Here is a 16,962-nt window from a genome sequence, read left to right on the forward strand (position 1 = left end):
GTGTCGATGTCGGTCCTGGCCGGTCACCGCAGTCACAGTTCTACATCCTGACGGTGAGTCAGCTTTCACTGACCCTCCGTCAAGAAGCTTTCATGCGCAATCAGAACAGGAAATAACGTTGCGCCATCGGCAGGGTTCCGGCCGGCGCCGCGACCACCTTCTCCCCGTCCACGCGCACCGAGAACGTCTCGGGATCCACCTCGATGTGCGGCATGGCGTCATTGAGCGGCATGGCCGACTTGCCCCGTCCTCGCACATCGCCGGTCGGCACCAGTCGGCGGTCGATGTCCAGCCGCCGCGCGAGCCCGTCCTCCAGCGCCGCCGGCGCCACGAAGTGCACCGACGTCGCCGCGGCGGTGCGCGCCGCCGCACCGAACATGGGCCTGGGCAACACCGGTTGCGGCGTGGGAATGGACGCGTTCGCGTCGCCCATCGCGGCCCACGCGATGGCCCCGCCCTTGACGACCAGGTGCGGTCGTACGCCGAAGAACCTCGGGTCCCACAACACCAGGTCGGCGAGCTTGCCGACGGCGACCGAGCCGACCTCCTCGTCCAGTCCGTGCGCGACGGCCGGGCAGATCGTGTACTTGGCCACATAACGACGGGCCCGCAGGTTGTCCGCGGCCCCGTCGCCGGGCAGCGCGCCGCGCCGGACCTTGTTCACGTGCGCGGTCTGCCACGTGCGCAGCACGGTCTCGCCGACCCGGCCCATCGCCTGGCTGTCCGAGCCGATCATGGAGATCGCCCCGAGGTCGTGCAGCACGTCCTCGGCGGCGATGGTCGAGGGCCGGATCCGCGACTCGGCGAACGCCAGGTCCTCGGCGACGGCCGGATTCAGGTGGTGGCAGACCATCAGCATGTCGAGATGTTCCTCGACCGTGTTGACGGTGTGCGGCCGGGTCGGATTGGTGGACGAGGGCAGGATGTTGGGCAGTCCGGCCACGGTGATGATGTCCGGCGCGTGCCCGCCGCCGGCACCCTCGGTGTGATAGGCGTGAATGGTCCGCCCGCCGATCGCGGCCAGCGTGCCCTCGACGAAACCGGTCTCGTTGAGCGTGTCGCTGTGCAGCGCGACCTGGATGCCCGCCGCGTCCGCCACGCGCAGCGCGGCGTCGATCACCGCGGGCGTCGAGCCCCAGTCCTCGTGCAGCTTGAGGCCGCCCGCGCCGGCCCGGATCTGCTCCCACATGGCCTCCTCGGACACGGTGTTGCCCTTGCCCAGGAGGACGAAGTTGATCGGCACCCCGTCCAGCGACTCCAGCATCCGGGCCAGGTGCCACGCGCCGGGCGTGACGGTGGTCGCCTTGCTGCCCTCGGCGGGCCCCGTACCGCCGGCGACCATCGTGGTCACCCCGGCCGACAGCGCCTCGGGGAACTGGGTCGGCGAGATCAGGTGCACATGGCAGTCGACCGCGCCGGCGGTCAGGATCCGGCCGTTGCCCGCGATGATCTCGGTCGACGGGCCGATCACCAGGTCCGGGTGCACTCCATCCATCGTGTCGGGGTTGCCCGCCTTGCCGATCGCCCGGATCCGGCCGTCCCGGATGCCGACGTCGGCCTTGACGATCCCCCAGTGGTCCAGGATCACCGCGCCGGTGATCACCGTGTCGGGAGTCCCCTCGGCGCGCGTCCGCATCGACTGCCCCATCGACTCCCGAATCACCTTGCCACCGCCGAAGATCGCCTCGTCCCCGGCCGCGCCGCGCGGGCGGGTCAGGTCCTCGGTCACCTCGACCAGCAGTTCGGTGTCGGCGAGCCGGATCCGGTCGCCGGTGGTGGGGCCGTAGAGCAGCGCGTATCGGTGCCGATCGATCGACGTCATCGCGCGTCCTCCCGATCCGACGCACCCCGTGCCGCGTCCCCCGGGTTCACCGCGTCCCCCACGTCCTGAGCGTCCCCGGCGTCGCCCGCGTCCAGCACCCCGCCGCGGCCGGCCCGGAGCCCGGGCACGATCCGGGCACCGGCCAGCGGCACCAGTTCCACCTCGCGGGCCACGCCCGGCTCGAACCGCACCGCGGTCCCGGCGGGCACGTGCAGCCGATGCCCCCAGGCCGCTCGGCGATCGAACTCCAACGCGTCGTTGGCCGCCGGGAAGTGCAGATGCGATCCCACCTGCACGGGCCGGTCCCCGGCGTTGACCACCGGCAACACCAGCACCATCCGCCCCGGGTTCAGCGGGATGGGCTCCTCGCCCAGCAGGATCTCGCCCGGCACCACGGCCGCCAACGACCGGCGCGGCCTCACGGAATCGGCCGATGCACGGTCACCAGCTTGGTCCCGTCCGGGAAGGTGGCCTCCACCTGCACGTCCGCCAACAGCTCCGGAACGCCCTCCATCACGTCGTCCCGGGCGAGCACGTGTCGACCCGCCTCCTGGAGGTCGGCCACCGAGCGCCCGTCCCGCGCGCCCTCCAGCAGGAACGACGACAGGACCGCCACCGACTCCGGGTGGTTGAGCCGCAGTCCTCTGGCTCTCCTGCGCTGCGCCAGATCGGCGGCGTAGGAGACCATCAACCGCTCCTGCTCATGCGGGGTCAGCAACACGTCGTGCCCCTCCTCGAGAGTCGTACCGGCTTGTTGCCCTCGAAGAATCGCCGCCGCGTGTTACCCGTCGAAACGGGGCATGTTAACGCGGTGTATCCAAACCCTCACCACTCGAACGCCGCAACCCGCGCCTCGGGGCGGGGTCGGACGCCGCTCGCATGGTCGTCAGGGACTTGTCGAAGCCGCGCTTCATGAGCCGACTCAGCGGACGCTCGACCAGGCGATGCAGCAGCCATGCCACGGTCAGCGCCGCGACCAGCGCCACCCCGATCGCCGCCCGGTCGCCGAGCCCGCGCTCGCGCAGCCAGTGGATCAGCGTCCAGCCGGCCTCCTGGTGGATCAGATACAGGGGATAGGTCAGCGCGCCGAACACGGCCAGCCCCTTCCACCGCACCCAGTCGAACCAGCCCAGCGCCACCGCGATGATCACCGCGTAGGCCAGAGTGATCGCCACCGACACGCCCACCGTCGACATCGGGTCGCCGACCGCGTCGTCGTAGACCTTCTTCAGGCCCGGCACGTCCGCCATCGCCAGCAGCCAGGTGAAGCCGACCATGGCCCAGAGCAGGAGATTCGGCCCGAAGCGATACATCAGGTAGATGGTCACACCCGCGACGAAGTACGGCGCCTGACGCAACATCGCGAGCTCTTCCAGGATCGGCACCTCGCTGCCGTTCGCGATCATCGCCACGACCAGCCAGATGCCGCAGAAGGCGACCACGCGGCGATAGGTCAATCCCATCGCCACGACGATCGCGAACAGCAGATAGAACTGCAGTTCCAGCCACAGCGTCCAATAGACGCCGTCGACGTCCTTGTACCCGAGCCGGCCCTCGAACATGGTGAAGTTCACCAGCACGGTCCGGGCGTCGATGCCGGCCCGAGCGCCCGGCCGGCCCAGGTCCGGCGCGAAGTGCAGGACCGTGGCGGTGAGCAGGATGGCCGCCCAGAAGGCCGGATACAGGCGCACGACCCGGGAGACCACGAAGTCGCCGGCCTGCCGCCCCCACGAACTCATGCAGATCACGAAGCCGCTGATGATGAAGAACAGTTCGACGCCGAGCCAGCCGTATTGGGTGATCCCGGCGACGGTCGGCATGAAGTCCTGCGGGGTGCGACCGCCCCAGATCTCCGGCACGCCGGCGTCCGCCGTCCAGTGGAAGGACAACACGGCGAGCGCGGCGAACAGTCGAAGCACGTCGAGCGCGTACAGGCGGGTGGGACCCGTGCGGCGGGCGGCGGGAGCCGGGACCGGCGGATCGGGCAAAGGCCCGCGATCCGGTGCGGCGGAGGGTCGCTCTTCGACGGGCGCTTCGGGCATGGTCGGCTTCCTCGACGGTGGGCCGCCTCGGCTCGGACGGTCGACCGCGGTGCGGTCGACACCATCCCACCCGAGGCGGGCGAAAACATACGAACCGATGACCGAGTGCGTCGGCATGTCCGCACTGCCTCGGGAATCACAGGACCCGAGGGTAACGGCCCGCGCGCCCGATCCGGACGGGCGGGCCGACGGGCCGCGTCGGTCACCCGCGCGGCGCCCCGTCGGAGGGGACGCCGCGCTCGGTTCGAGCTGTGTCCGGTCAGAATCCCCCACCCGGCGGGGGGTCGATCGGGTCGGCCGGCCGGAAGCCGAAGACCTTTCCGTAGAACCACAGTTCGGCCTCCAACGCGCGGATGATGTTCTCCGCCCGCCGGAAGCCGTGCTGTTCGCCCTCGAAGGCCAGGTAGACGTACGGCAGCCCCTTCTCCTTCAGGGCCGCGACGATCATCTCCGCCTGGGCCGGCGGGACCACCTGGTCCTCCAGCCCCTGGAACACCGCGAGCGGAGTGGACAGGTGCTCGGTGTGGTTGATCGGCGAGCGCGCCCGATAGACCGCCTCGGCCTCCGGGTACGGGCCGACCAGTCGGTCCAGGTAGCGCGATTCGAACTTGTGCGTGTGCCGGGCCAGCGCCGCGATGTCGGCGACGCCGAAGTGGCTCGCGCCGGCGGTGAAGTCGTCGCCCGCCACCAGCGCGGCCAACGTGGTGTAGCCGCCCGCCGAGCCGCCCCGGATGGCCAGCTTGGTGCCGTCCACGACGCCGGTGTCGGCGAGGTGCCGGGCCACCGCGGTGCAGTCCTCGACGTCGACGATGCCCCACGAGTCGTACAGCAGGTTGCGGTACTCCCGGCCGTAACCGGTGCTGCCGCCGTAGTTGACGTCCGCCACCGCGAAGCCCCGGCTGGTCCAGTACTGGATCCGCAGGTTGAGCACCGCCGACGCCTGCGCGGTCGGCCCGCCGTGGATGGACACGATCAACGGTGGCAGTTCACCCTCCGGCGCCCGCACGTCCGGGTTCTTCGGCAGATACAGCAGCGCGTGCGCGGTACGGCCGGCCGCGGAGGCGAACTCGATCGCCCGCGGCGCGCTGAACCACTGCGCGTCCAACCCGAAGTCCCGGGCCGGGCGCAGCCGTTCGATCTGCAACGCGGTGGCGGTGCCGGGCGCGAGCCGAACCCGGCGCGGCGCGTCCTCGTCGTCCGGACCACCGCCGATCAACAACACCCCGCCGGGCACCGCGATCAGGTCGGACAACCGGTTCAGCCCGGTCTCCACCCGGGCTGGCGGCTGCTCCGGGCGGGTCGGGTCGACCAGACCCAGGTGGTCGAAGCCGCCGGAGCCGACCGAGCAGGCGATCCGGCCGTCGTCGAGGAAGGTGTAGAAGCGCTCGCCGAAGACCCACTGCGGGCCGCCGATCTCCGCCTCGACCGGCGCCACCGCCTCGACCTGCCCACCCGCACCGACCCGGTACAGGTTCCACCACCCGGTGCGGTCCGACGTGAACCACAGCGCGCCGTCCGGCCCCCACTCGGGCTGGACCACCGATTCGCGCCCGCCGCCCGCGAGCGCCTGCGCGCCGGTCGGCCGCGGCCCCGCCTCGATCGCCGCGACCATCAGCTCGGCCGCGTCCCACGGCATGTCCGGGTGCGACCACTGGGTCCAGGCGAGCGCGGAGCCGTCCGCGGCCGGGCGCGGCGAGGACACGAAGTCCGGTCCGGTGACCAGGACCCGATCGCCGCCCGGGCCGTCCAGCGGCAGCGCGACGATCTCGTTGACCGCCTCGCCGTGCGTGTTCACCGCCGCCGGCTCGTGGCTCTCGCGCACCGCGACCAGCCACTCGCCCGGACCCCACTGCCCCGCGGGCACGATCGTGAAGTCGGCGTAGCGCAGGCCCGCCTCGACCTCCGGCTCGGCGGAGACCGGCACCGGCGCCGCGTCGCCGGGCGCGAGGCGGTACAACCGCTGATCGGTCCAGTTCGCGAAGACCAGCACACCCGCGCGAACCGTCCAGGCGGCGCCGCCGTACTCGTGCACGCGGGTTCGCGCCGAGAACCCCTCGGGCAGCACGTCCTCGGGCGACCCGCCCGGTCGCAGCCGCACCAACTGGATCCGGCCACCCTCGGACGGCCTACCCTCCGACCACCACACGTCCTCGCCGTCGGCCCGGATGTCGCCGGGAGTCGCGGCCCCCTCCACGAGCCGCTCGGCCGTGATCGGCGAGGGCCAGGACCCGTATGTCTTCGTCTCGTCCGCGTTCATGTCGGCACTCATCCCCCGATCCTCTCCGTCCCGAGCCCGGAAAGCATCCGCCAACGCGCTCGAAAACCCGGTCGACCCGGGCCGGTGCGACACGGGATCATGTCCGTATGACGACAGATCTCGACATTCGCGGCGTGGTGATACCCGCCGCCGAGCTGTCGTGGCGATTCTCGCGCTCCTCCGGACCGGGCGGACAGTCGGTGAACACCACGGACAGCCGCGCCGAGGTGTCCTTCGACCTGGGCGCCAGCACGATGTTGCCCGACGTGCTCAAGGAGCGGGCGCTGCACCGATTGGCCGGGCGCCTGGTGGACGGCGTACTCACGGTCGCCTCGTCCGAGCAGCGTTCCCAGCTCATGAATCGACAGGCCGCGGTCCGCCGATTGGTCGAGCTCCTGGTCGAGGCCACCGCCCCGCCCCCGCCACCCCGGCGGCCGACCAAACCCTCGCGCGGGATGCGCGAACGCAGGCTGCGCAACAAGCACCATCGCGGTGAGATCAAACGACTGCGGCGCTCGACGGGCGATTGATCCCGGATCCGAACAGGATCCGAACCGGGCGCAAAGTCGAGATGAAGTGCCACTTACCGAAGCATTACGGATCACACCCGGAAAACCACGCCCCGAGCACGACGGGCCATCGCACACTGCCAACGCCGGCGCAAGACCCGCGCTCCGCAGTGAACGAAGCGAAGGACTCCGGGATGCCATCCCCCGCACGTGTGCCCCATCCGCCCCATCCGACGATCGTCCCGGTCGCGTCCCGCTCGTCGAGTCATCCGTGACCGCCGTCGGGCGGGCCCGCGCCCGCGCTCGCCACGAGCGCACCTCGAGGGACGACCGGCACGACCCGGATCCCGAGCATCGACCCGGGCCCGTGTTCGTGCGTTGGACCATCGCACCCACGGTCGCCGGCGTGCCCGAGGTACGGCATCGCCTGCGCGACCTGTTACGCGCCTGGGGGGTGGCCGAGGAGATCGAGGAGATCCTGCTCCTGGTCGCCACCGAGCTGACCTCCAACGCGGTCCGACACGCCGCGATCCGTACCGAGCGCATCCGGATCACCGCGTCGCACACCGGCGCCGAGGTCCGCCTCGAGGTCGCCGACGACCACCCGTTCCGCCCGCACGCGCTCCTGGACACCGGCCCGGATGCCGAGGACGGCCGGGGGTTGATGATCGTGAAGCTGATGGTCGCCGAAATCGGCGGCCGGATCGACGTCCTGTCGGTCGGCGCCGGGAAGAGCATCCGGGTCACGGTGCGCGGGGACGCGCCGGGGTAGCCGGCCTCAGCGCACCCGGCGCCACCGCGCCTCACAGAACGAGTACAGCCCGAACACCACCAGGCCCAGTGCCACCACCACGAGCAGGGCGGGCCCCACCGGCGTGCCCGCGAACGAGCGCAACGTCTCGTCCACTCCCTTGGCCCGGTTCGGGTCGAACTTCACCGCCGCCACCACGATGAACACACCGGCCGCGCCGAACACCACACCTCGACTGATTCCGCCGATCATCCCGAGCAGGTCCACCACCTTGCGCTGCGTGGGGCTCATCTCGCCGGTGTTCAGCTTCTCCCGGAACTTGCGCAGCGCGTACCGTACGGCCATCCCGATCCCGACGCCGAGCAGCACCAGTCCGGCCAGTCCCACCAGATACCGACCACCCGGCCAGTCCAGCGCCTTGGCGGTGAGGTCCTTCGAGGTCTCGTTGCTGCTGCCGCCCTGCTCCTTGCCCTGCTCGCCACCGTCCGCGGTGAGGGTGCGGATCAGCGAGACGACCACGAAGCCGTAGAAGATCGCCCGGCCCAGCGACATCAGTCGCTTGCTCGCCTTGTTGCCGTCCGGCACGGCCTGCCCGAACGCGGCCTCCACCAGCCGCCACAGGCACATCCCGATCAGCGCGACGACCAGCACCCACAACATGGCCTCGCCGAACGGCTTCTTGCCGATCTCCTCGACCGCACCGCCCCGGTCGGCTTCCTGGTTCTTGTCGCCGAAGGCGATCTGCACCGCGATCGCGCCGACGAGGATATAGAGGAGGCCGCGTGCGGCCAGGCCCGCTCGGGCAAGGCCCACCATCACCTTGCTGTCGGCGGCCTGCCGCCCGGCGGCCTTGGCTTCACGACCCGATTCGGCCATGGAGGCTGACGCTGACATGTCGTATCCCCAAAGGTTGTCCCGGAGCGCCTTCGCGGCCGTGCCGTACGGCATCCGGCTGGGCAGGCGTCTGCCCGGACCGGCCCTGGGCAAACGGCGCGCAAAGCCGCCGCGGCGTCGGGGATCAAGGAATCGAGAGGTCGTCGGGTAGTCGGGCGGTCGGGCGGAGGCACCCCCGCCGCGCGGGTCCGATCAGTGGAAGGCGTCCAGGCCGGTGAGCGCCTTGCCGATGACCAGGGTGTGCATCTCCGAGGTGCCCTCGTAGGTGAGCACCGACTCCAGGTTGTTCATGTGCCGGATCACCGGGTACTCCAGCGAGATCCCGTTCGCGCCCAGGATCGTACGCGCCTGACGGGCGATCGCGATCGCCTCGCGGACGTTGTTGAGCTTGCCGAAGCTGATCTGCTCCGGGCGCACCGCGCCCGCGTCCTTGCGCCGGCCCAGGTGCAGCGCGAGCAGGTGCGCCTTGCCGATCTCCACCGCCATGTCCGCCAGCTTGGCCTGGGTGAGCTGGAACCCGCCGATCGGCCGGCCGAACTGCTCCCGCGTGCGGGCGTAGTCCAGCGCGGACTCGAAGCACGAGCGCGCCGCGCCCACCGTGCCCCACACGATTCCGTACCGGGCCTCGCCCAGACACGTCAGCGGGCCGCGCATGCCCACCACGTCGGGCAGCACCGCGTCGGCCGGCAACCGTACGTCGTCCAGCGTCAACTCGCTGGTGATCGACGCACGCAGGGACATCTTGTGCCTGATGTCGACGGCCGCGAAGCCGGCGGTGTCGGTGGGCACCACGAAGCCGCGCACACCTTCCTCGGTCTGCGCCCAGATCACCGCCACGTCGGCCACCGAGCCGTTGGTGATCCACATCTTGCGGCCGTTGAGCACCCAGTCGTCGCCGTCCCGCTTGGCGTGCGTACGCATCGACGCCGGATCCGAACCGTGATCGGGCTCGGTCAACCCGTAGCACCCGAGCGCCTCGCCCGCGGCCAGCCGAGGCAGCCACGTGCGCCGGTGCTCCTCGGTGCCGAAGCGGTGGATCGCGAACATCGCCAGCGAGCCCTGCACCGACACCAGCGAGCGCAACCCCGAATCGCACGCCTCCAGTTCCAGGCACGCCAGGCCGTACTGCACCGCACTGGTCCCGGCGCAGCCGTAGCCGTCCAGGGTCATCCCGAGTACGCCGATCCCGCCCAGCCCACGCGCGAGTTCCCGCACGTCGGGCAGCTCGCCGCGCTCGAACCACTCGGCCACGTAAGGCGTGACCCGGTCGGCGCAGAATCGGCGCACGGTGTCCCGGATCGCCTTGTCCTCGGGGTCGAGCAGATCGTCGATGCCGAGCGGGTCCATCGGGTCGAACGCGGGTGCCTTGGCCATCTGCGGGTGCCTCCTGTGTGCGAACCGGGAGACCCGAACGGCGCCGAACGGGTCCCGGTAGATTGCCCCGAACATAGATCCGGAACACGGGGAGCACCACCATGACCCAACCGCCACACGACCCGCATCCCCTGTTCGGTGACGGCGCGGGCCCGCCCGGCGAGACGCCCGAGCAGCGGCGCCGCCGGCTCGAGGAGGAAGAGGAACGTCGCCGCCGCCAGGAGCGCCGTGAGGATCTCGTGGACGCAGCCGGGGAATTGGGCAACCAGCCCTCGGGCGGCGGAGGTGGCGGCGGCGGCGACGGCTGGTCCGGCGGCGGTTCCGGGGGGTCCGGCGGTGGATCGGGCGGTGGTCGTGGAGGTGGTGGCGGCGGAGGCGACGGCCGGGGCTGCTGCGGCCGCGGCGGCAACCGGGACGGCGGCGATCGGGACAGTGGTGGAGGCGGGGGTAGTGGCGGCGGGGGCGGCGGGGGCGGTCGCGGAGGCGGCGGGGGAAACGGCGACTGCGGTTGCGACGCGTGCCTGATCAGCCTGTTCTCGCTGCGCCTGATGTGGATCGCGCTGACCAGCCTGCTCCGCCCACGCGGCGGCTCGCCCGCCCGCCGGTTGGGTGCCGCCGTGGAGCGCTACCGCACCGAGATCAGCCCGCGCACCCCGCCGTGCTGCACCTTCACGCCGACCTGTTCGACCTACGGCAAGCAGGCCCTGCACCGGCACGGCGCGGTCCGGGGCACGTATCTGACGGCGCGTCGGCTGATCCGCTGCCGCCCCGGCAACGGCGGCTTCGACCCGGTGCCGGGCGCACGGCGGGCGAAGGGACACTGACCGGCGGTGGGGGGGCGGACCGAGTCCGCCCCCCGACCCGGCGTCACTTCTTCGGCGACGGCGAGCGGCGCATCTCCTTGTGGATCAGCTTCCACTCACGGGCCCGCTCGGCGCGGATGCGATGGTCCTCGCGCGAGGCGATCCAGCGTGCCTCCCGGAGCAGCTTGCGGTAGCTGTCCAGGCGGCGCTGCGGCAGTTCGCCCGCCTCGATCGCGGCGAGCACCGCGCAGCCGGGTTCGCTGTCGTGCGTGCAGTCGGCGAAGCGACAGTCCCGGACCAGGGCGTCGATGTCCGCGAAGGTGCGGTCCAGACCCTCGCCGACGTCGTACATGCCGACGCCGCGCATGCCCGGGGTGTCCACCAGCACGCCGCCGTTCGGCAGCGGGACCAACTCGCGCCAGGTGGTGGTGTGCCGGCCCTTGCCGTCGCCGCGCACCTCCTGGACCGAGGTCACCTCGGCGCCCGCGAGCGCGTTGGTGAGCGTGGACTTGCCCGCGCCGGAGGTGCCGATCAGCGCGACGCTCTGCCCGGCGGTGTAAGCCTGAAGCACGTCCAGGCCCTCGCCGGTGAGCGCGCTGGCGACCACGACGTCCACGCCCATCGCCACCGACTCGACGTCGGTGCGCAGGTCGTCGGCGTCGGCCGCGAGGTCGGCCTTGGTGAGGATGACCAGCGGCCGGGCGCCGCTCTCCCACGCGAGCGTGAGCAACCGCTCCAGCCGGCCGAGATCCGGCGGCACGTCCAGCGGGACGACGGCGCCGATCAGGTCGACGTTGACCGCCAGGACCTGACCCGCCGAGCGCCCGGACGCCTGCGAGCGCACCAGTGCGGTCCGGCGCTCCAGCAGCGCGGCGACGAACGCCTCGCGGCCGTCGTCGGGAAACTCCAGCGCGGCCCAGTCGCCGGTGCACGGCAGTTCACCACCGCCGTGCGCGGCCCGCACGGTGCCGTCGGCGGTGACCACCTCGCACAGCGAGCGGTCCACGCGGGCGATCCGCCCGGGGACGAGGCCGTGGGTCAGGTAGGGAGCGAATTCGATGTCGCGGTCCGCGTCCCAGCCGTAGGCGGCGAGCACGTCGGAGGTCGCGACGGAAGAGGTGTTGCGGGAAATGCGGTGCTGCTGGGAAGACAAGCCGGTGGCCCTTCGAGGGGCGGATCCGCCGACCTGCGCGCCACCCGGAACGACCCGGTGCGGCTACGCGGTGCGAACCCGAGAGATGGAGAGGGGGAATGAGGTCCAGCCCATCCGGGCGACCGTCATCAAGGTCGTGGTCACGACATCCACCTCCCACCTGTTGTGTGCGACCTCGGGTCGCGCGCTCTCGGGTACCACGTGGCCCCAGCGGACCACTCGGGAAAGCCTAGGCCATCACGGCCGGTCGCGTCGAGCGTGTTCCTGCTCGCCCGCCACGGGGCGGGTCGGCCGCGGCGGCCACGCCGTGTCGTCCAGCGGCAGGCCCGGCAACTCCTGCCCGGCGGGCATGTGCAGGCTCGGCGGCTGGCCGTTGGTGGGCGGCGGACCGGGCGGTCGAGGCGGTCGGGACGGCATCCGGGTGGGCACTTCGCCGGCCCGGCGGCTGCCGTTGGCCCGACCGTTGACCGTGCCCGCGTCGCCGCGCTTGGCGTCGCGCGCGTGGATGGCCCAGCGCTCGGGGAACTCGGACGGCGGCTCGGCGATGTCGGGGAGTTCGCCGTGGATGACGGTGTCCTCCATCTCGTCGTGCTCGTCCGAGGTGGGTGTCCAGTCGCCGGGGTTGCCCCGGTGCCGGCCCGAGCGCAGGTGCTCCATGGCCGCGGCGATCTCCTCGGCGGCCTTCTCCTTGTCCCGCTCGGCGCGCGCCTGCGCGGTCTCCTGGCTGGGCCAGACCTGGTCGATCGCGGCGTTGACGGCCGCGCCGATCAGCACGGCCATCGCCGCGAAGTACATCCACACCATGACCGCGACCGGGGCGGCGAGCGAGCCGTAGACGGTGGGGCCGTCGATGGTGGTGGCGAGGTACACGCGCAGCAGGAAGCTGCCGAGGATGCACAGGAGCAGGGCGACCAGCGCACCGGGTATGTCCTCGCGCCACGGCGTCCGTACCGGCACCGACACGTGGTAGAGCGAGGTCAGGAAGCAGACCGAGAGCACCACCAGGACCGGCCAGTACAGGATGTGCACGGTCCCGGCGAAGTGCGGGAAGGCCTTGACCACCAACTCGGGACCGGCCACCAGGAGCGGGATCAGGAACATCCCGAGCAGCAGGCCGACCACGTACAGCGTGAAGGACAGCAGTCGGGTGCGTACGATGCCGCGCTTGCCGGACAGGCCGTACATGATCGTGATGGTGTCGACGTAGACGTTGAGCGCGCGCGAGCCGGACCACAGGGCGATCAGGAAGCCGGCCGAGATGATGTCGGCGCGCCCGGAGTCGAAGACGTCGTTGACCAGTGGGACCACCACCTGCTCGGTGCTCTTGCTGGAGAGCACCGACCCGGCGGCCTTGACGATGTCCGCCTTGAGGTCGTTGACCGTGCTGCCGCCGATCATGCCGTGCAGGTAGCCGACGGTGCCGGCGAGCCCGAGCAGCAGCGGGGGCAGCGAGAGCAGCATGAAGAACCCGGCCTCGGCGGCCAGGCCGGTGACCCGGTGGTTGAAGCAGGAGATCACCGTCTCGCGGAGTATCCGCCACAATGCGCTCCGCAACCGGATGCGACCGGCCCCTCGCAGGCGAGGTCGTTGTTGGTAGTCCGCTGCCACCCCTTTAAGGTATCCGGCCGGGGGCCCGCCATTCGCCAAGTCGCCGACCGGGTGGATCCACCCCCCGTTCGGCCGCCCTCCACACCCCGTTCATCAGGTGGTCCGCGCTGGTCAGCGAGTGGGCACGAGCACCCCGGAAAGCCTGCTGAGCACCCGCGCCGCGGTGCGCAGTTCCTCGGCCGGCAGGTCCGCGAAGGCGCTCTCCCAACTCTCCCGGAACAACGTGTCGAGCCGGTACAACTCGCGCCGTCCGGCCGGGGTGAGCCGGGCCACCGAGCCGCCCCGGCCGCGCCCGGCGCGCACCGCCTCGACCAGACCCTCGCGTCCGTGCACGTCCAACAGGTCGCGCACGGCGGGCACCGGCAGGCCGAGCACCCGGGCCAGCCGCTCGTTGTCCAGGTCGAGTTCGTCGGCGAGCGCGGCGAGCAGCCGATACCGGGTACCGTCGGCATCGGCGTCGACCGGACCGACCTGCCCGGCACGATCGGCACGGATCGCGGAGAGGAATCCGTTGAGGGCGTACCGCAGTGTCTCGACCGCTTCCTCGCGACGCGGCTCCGGCCGCTCGGAGGCGGATCCCGCGGTAGATACGGGAACGCATACGGAGCGCGTTCTGCGCCGGGGCGCGCCCAGAACCTCGCCTGGCATACCCATCAGCTCCTCGTCCACTGTGGTGCGTGGGCCGCGTACCGTTCGGGGGAAACGGCATCCGACCACCCGTACCGTAACCAACCGCGGCGACGATCCATGCCGCGACCGGCGGGGAAGATCATCTCATCTCATAATGTGGGCATGCGTGTTCGATATGTGAGATGGGCGTTCGCATCCCGGACAGTGATGGACGGCTTTCTGGCTCCATGTCAATCTTTGCGACATGTCACGCGCCGGTATTGCTCTCGTAGGTCGACTCCACGTCGACCTCGGACGCATGTCCAGCGCCGTCTGTTCGCCGGTCTGACGACCCGCCCGTAGCACCTGTCTGCCGGGCGCGCGGTCGCACCGGCACCTCGACTCTCACGGCCGGTCCGGCGAGGGTGCGGCCGGATGCTCCCCTGCGCGTCCCCCACCGATCCGCCCGGAGGACGCTCCCCATGGCCGCCACTACCGACACCGCCGGCAGCGGTCCCCGCGCCCGCAAGACCGCTCGCCATCGCGGCGAGGGTCAGTGGGCCCTCGGCCATCACGAGCCACTCAACGGGAACGAGCAGTTCAAGAAGGACGACGACGGTCTCAATGTGCGCGCGCGCATCGAGAATGTCTACGCCCATCGCGGCTTCTCCTCGATCGACCCCAACGACCTGCGCGGCCGGATGCGTTGGTGGGGCCTGTACACCCAGCGCAAGCCCGGGATCGACGGCGGCAAGACCGGCGTGCTCGAACCGCACGAGCTCGACGACGAGTACTTCATGCTGCGCGTGCGGGTGGACGGCGGCCGGCTGAACCTGGCCCAGTTGCGGGCCATCGCCGAGGTCTCCGAGCGGTTCGCGCGTGGCACCGCGGACGTCACCGACCGGCAGAACGTGCAGTTCCACTGGATCCGGATCGAGGACGTCCCGGAGATCTGGCGGATCCTGGAGGGCGTCGGCCTGTCCACCACCGAGGCCTGCGGCGACACCCCGCGCGTGGTGCTCGGCTCGCCGGTGGCCGGCGTCGCCGAGGAAGAGATCATCGACGGCACCTGGGCCATCGACGAGATCAACCGGCTGTACATCGGCAAGCCCGAGTACTCGAACCTGCCGCGCAAGTTCAAGACCGCGATCTCCGGATCGCCGCTGCTGGACGTCGCGCACGAGATCAACGACATCTCCTTCGTCGGCGTCGTGCACCCCGAGTTCGGCCCCGGTTTCGACGTGTGGGTCGGCGGCGGGCTGTCCACCAACCCCAAGCTCGCGGTCCGCCTGGGCACCTGGGTGCCGCTGGCGGAGGTGCCGCAGGTCTGGGAAGGCGTCATCTCGATCTTCCGCGACTACGGCTACCGCCGGCTGCGCAACCGCGCGCGGCTGAAGTTCCTGGTCGCCGACTGGGGGCCGGAGCGCTTCCGCGAGGTGCTGGAGAACGAATACCTGGGCCGCAAGCTGGTCGACGGCCCCGCGCCCGAGGCGCCCGCGCAGGTGTGGCGCGACCACGTCGGCGTGCGTCCGCAAAAGGGCGGCGGCTTCTACGTGGGCTTCGCCCCGCGCGTGGGCCGGGTCGACGGCGCGACGCTCGGCAAGATCGCCGACCTCGCCGAGCGGCACGGCTCGGACCGGGTGCGCACCACGGTCGAGCAGAAGATGCTCATCCTGGACGTCACCGAGGACAAGGTCGCCTCGCTCAAGGAGGGTCTGGAGGCGCTCGGTCTGCGGGTGGACCCGAGCCCGTTCCGGCGCGGCACGATGGCCTGCACCGGCATCGAGTTCTGCAAGCTGGCGATCGTGGAGACCAAGGGTCGCGGGATCCGGCTGATCGACGAACTCGAGCAGCGGCTGCCGGAGTTCGACCAGCCGATCACGATCAACATCAACGGTTGCCCGAACGCGTGCGCCCGGATCCAGGTGGCCGACATCGGCCTCAAGGGCCAGTTGGTGCTCGACGACGACGGCGAGCAGGTCGAGGGCTACCAGGTGCACCTGGGCGGCGGGCTCGGCCTGGACCCCGGCTTCGGGCGCAAGATCCGCGGCCTCAAGGTGACCTCGGCGGGCCTGGCCGACTACATCGAACGCGTGCTGCGCCGCTTCCAGGAGCAGCGCACCGAGGGCGAGCGCTTCGCCCAGTGGGCCGTGCGCGCGGCCGACGCGGACCTGTCGTGAGCGCCGCCGGCGGCGCCGAGCCGGGTCAGCGGGCCGTCCCGTTCTACTGCCCCTTCTGCGGCGACGAGGACCTTCGTCCGCACGAGGAGGGACACGGCACCTGGCTGTGCTCGGCCTGCCGGCGGGCGTTCTCGCTGAAGTTCCTGGGTTTGGTCTTCCCGCAGAAGCACGGCACCGCAGAGCACGACCGGTCGATCACACAGGAGGAGGCCCGATGACCGTCACCGAGACCACCGATCTCGAGGCACTCGCCACTCGCGCCGGCCTCGAACTCGAGGACGCCGGCGCGTCGGAGATCCTGGCCTGGACGCACGAGCTGTTCGGCCCGACCTGGTGCGTGACGTCCTCGATGGAGGACGCCGTGGTCGCGCACCTCGCCTCGAAGGTGGCGCCGGGCGTGGACGTGGTCTTCCTGGACACCGGCTACCACTTCCCCGAGACCATCGGCACCCGCGACGCGGTCGCCGCGATCTACGACGTCAACGTGATCACCGTGCACCCGGAGCTGACCGTCGTCCAGCAGGACGAGAAGTACGGCGCCGCGCTGCACGATCGTGATCCCGACGCGTGTTGCGCGATGCGCAAGGTGGCGCCGCTGGAGCGGTCGCTGACGAACTACCGCGCGTGGGCCACCGGACTGCGCCGGGACGACTCGCCGAGCCGGGCGAACACCCCGGTCGTGTCCTGGGACGCGCGCAGGCGCAAGGTCAAGGTCGCCCCGATCGCCCGCTGGACACAGGACGACGTGGACGCCTACGTGGCCGAGCACGGCGTACTGACCAACCCGCTCCTGATGGACGGGTACGCCTCGATCGGCTGCGCGCCGTGCACCCGCCGGGTGGCGCCCGGCGAGGACGCCCGTGCCGGACGATGGGCCGGCAACGGCAAGACCGAGTGTGGGATCCACACATGACCGGCCCGATACGCACCACGGCACCGTGCTCGACGAAGACGAAGGAG

At 71.2% G+C, this 16,962-nt stretch carries 17 protein-coding genes; 7 read left to right on the top strand and 10 right to left on the bottom strand.

The annotated features are described in order from the left end of the window. Positions 1–100: 100 nt before the first annotated feature. The 5 genes from ACIBSV_RS05950 to ACIBSV_RS05970 form a co-directional block, all read right to left on the bottom strand. Positions 101–1,822, bottom strand: coding sequence for an urease subunit alpha (locus ACIBSV_RS05950; protein WP_395859745.1), 1,722 nt, complete (start codon positions 1,820–1,822; stop codon positions 101–103). Then, complete coding sequence (locus ACIBSV_RS05955; RefSeq protein WP_395859917.1) at positions 1,819–2,217, bottom strand: urease subunit beta; 399 nt, start codon at positions 2,215–2,217, stop codon at positions 1,819–1,821. The genes ACIBSV_RS05950 and ACIBSV_RS05955 overlap by 4 nt, the downstream gene beginning before the upstream one ends. Before the next feature lie 23 nt (positions 2,218–2,240). Beyond that, on the bottom strand, positions 2,241–2,543 hold the full coding sequence (locus ACIBSV_RS05960) for an urease subunit gamma (RefSeq protein WP_395859746.1): 303 nt from the start codon (positions 2,541–2,543) through the stop codon (positions 2,241–2,243). 82 nt (positions 2,544–2,625) lie between these two features. Continuing rightward, positions 2,626–3,864, bottom strand: a complete 1,239-nt coding sequence (locus tag ACIBSV_RS05965; RefSeq protein WP_395859747.1) for an acyltransferase family protein — start codon at positions 3,862–3,864, stop codon at positions 2,626–2,628. A 259-nt stretch (positions 3,865–4,123) separates the two neighbouring features. Next, entirely contained in the window at positions 4,124–6,133 is a 2,010-nt protein-coding gene (locus ACIBSV_RS05970) for a S9 family peptidase (RefSeq protein WP_395859748.1), read from the bottom strand. A gap of 95 nt (positions 6,134–6,228) precedes the next feature. Here ACIBSV_RS05970 and arfB point away from each other — a divergent pair, with 95 nt between their 5' ends. Next, positions 6,229–6,651 carry an alternative ribosome rescue aminoacyl-tRNA hydrolase ArfB gene (gene arfB / locus ACIBSV_RS05975; RefSeq protein ID WP_395859749.1) on the top strand — a complete coding sequence of 141 codons (423 nt, stop codon included), beginning with the start codon at positions 6,229–6,231 and terminating at the stop codon, positions 6,649–6,651. Between the two features lie 352 nt (positions 6,652–7,003). Further along, positions 7,004–7,402 carry an ATP-binding protein gene (locus tag ACIBSV_RS05980; RefSeq protein ID WP_395859919.1) on the top strand — a complete coding sequence of 133 codons (399 nt, stop codon included), beginning with the start codon at positions 7,004–7,006 and terminating at the stop codon, positions 7,400–7,402. Positions 7,403–7,408: 6 nt separating this feature from the next. Here ACIBSV_RS05980 and ACIBSV_RS05985 read toward each other — a convergent pair whose 3' ends face one another. Further along, positions 7,409–8,275: a DUF1206 domain-containing protein gene (locus ACIBSV_RS05985; RefSeq protein ID WP_395859750.1), complete on the bottom strand. Its 867-nt coding sequence runs from the start codon at positions 8,273–8,275 to the stop codon at positions 7,409–7,411. 192 nt (positions 8,276–8,467) lie between these two features. Next, entirely contained in the window at positions 8,468–9,649 is a 1,182-nt protein-coding gene (locus ACIBSV_RS05990; RefSeq protein WP_395859751.1) for an acyl-CoA dehydrogenase family protein, read from the bottom strand. A 101-nt stretch (positions 9,650–9,750) separates the two neighbouring features. Here ACIBSV_RS05990 and yidD point away from each other — a divergent pair, with 101 nt between their 5' ends. Next, entirely contained in the window at positions 9,751–10,473 is a 723-nt protein-coding gene (gene yidD / locus ACIBSV_RS05995; RefSeq protein ID WP_395859752.1) for a membrane protein insertion efficiency factor YidD, read from the top strand. A 43-nt stretch (positions 10,474–10,516) separates the two neighbouring features. On the opposite strand, the gene rsgA is transcribed toward yidD, so the two are convergent. The 3 genes from rsgA to ACIBSV_RS06010 form a co-directional block, all read right to left on the bottom strand. After that, the gene (gene rsgA / locus ACIBSV_RS06000; RefSeq protein WP_395859753.1) at positions 10,517–11,605 is read right to left on the bottom strand and encodes a ribosome small subunit-dependent GTPase A; all 1,089 of its coding nucleotides are present in this window, start codon (positions 11,603–11,605) and stop codon (positions 10,517–10,519) included. 237 nt (positions 11,606–11,842) lie between these two features. After that, positions 11,843–13,147 (bottom strand): YihY/virulence factor BrkB family protein, encoded by a 1,305-nt coding sequence (locus ACIBSV_RS06005; RefSeq protein WP_395859754.1) that lies wholly within the window; start codon positions 13,145–13,147, stop codon positions 11,843–11,845. 177 nt (positions 13,148–13,324) lie between these two features. Further along, entirely contained in the window at positions 13,325–13,861 is a 537-nt protein-coding gene (locus tag ACIBSV_RS06010; protein WP_395859755.1) for a hypothetical protein, read from the bottom strand. Positions 13,862–14,087: 226 nt separating this feature from the next. Between ACIBSV_RS06010 and ACIBSV_RS06015 the strand changes: the two genes are divergently transcribed. From ACIBSV_RS06015 to ACIBSV_RS06030, 4 genes are all read left to right on the top strand, one after another. Further along, positions 14,088–14,171, top strand: a complete 84-nt coding sequence (locus ACIBSV_RS06015) for a putative leader peptide (RefSeq protein ID WP_355541009.1) — start codon at positions 14,088–14,090, stop codon at positions 14,169–14,171. A gap of 133 nt (positions 14,172–14,304) precedes the next feature. Further along, entirely contained in the window at positions 14,305–16,002 is a 1,698-nt protein-coding gene (locus tag ACIBSV_RS06020) for a nitrite/sulfite reductase (protein ID WP_395859756.1), read from the top strand. Then, a complete protein-coding gene (locus ACIBSV_RS06025) occupies positions 15,999–16,220 on the top strand; it encodes a hypothetical protein (RefSeq protein WP_395859757.1) in 222 nt (73 codons plus the stop codon). The genes ACIBSV_RS06020 and ACIBSV_RS06025 overlap by 4 nt, the downstream gene beginning before the upstream one ends. Further along, on the top strand, positions 16,217–16,915 hold the full coding sequence (locus ACIBSV_RS06030; RefSeq protein ID WP_395859758.1) for a phosphoadenylyl-sulfate reductase: 699 nt from the start codon (positions 16,217–16,219) through the stop codon (positions 16,913–16,915). Before ACIBSV_RS06025 ends, ACIBSV_RS06030 begins: the two co-directional genes overlap by 4 nt. The last annotated feature ends 47 nt before the right edge of the window (positions 16,916–16,962 follow it).

This window comes from Embleya sp. NPDC050154 (assembly GCF_044460165.1).
Taxonomy (GTDB): Bacteria; Actinomycetota; Actinomycetes; order Streptomycetales; family Streptomycetaceae; genus Embleya.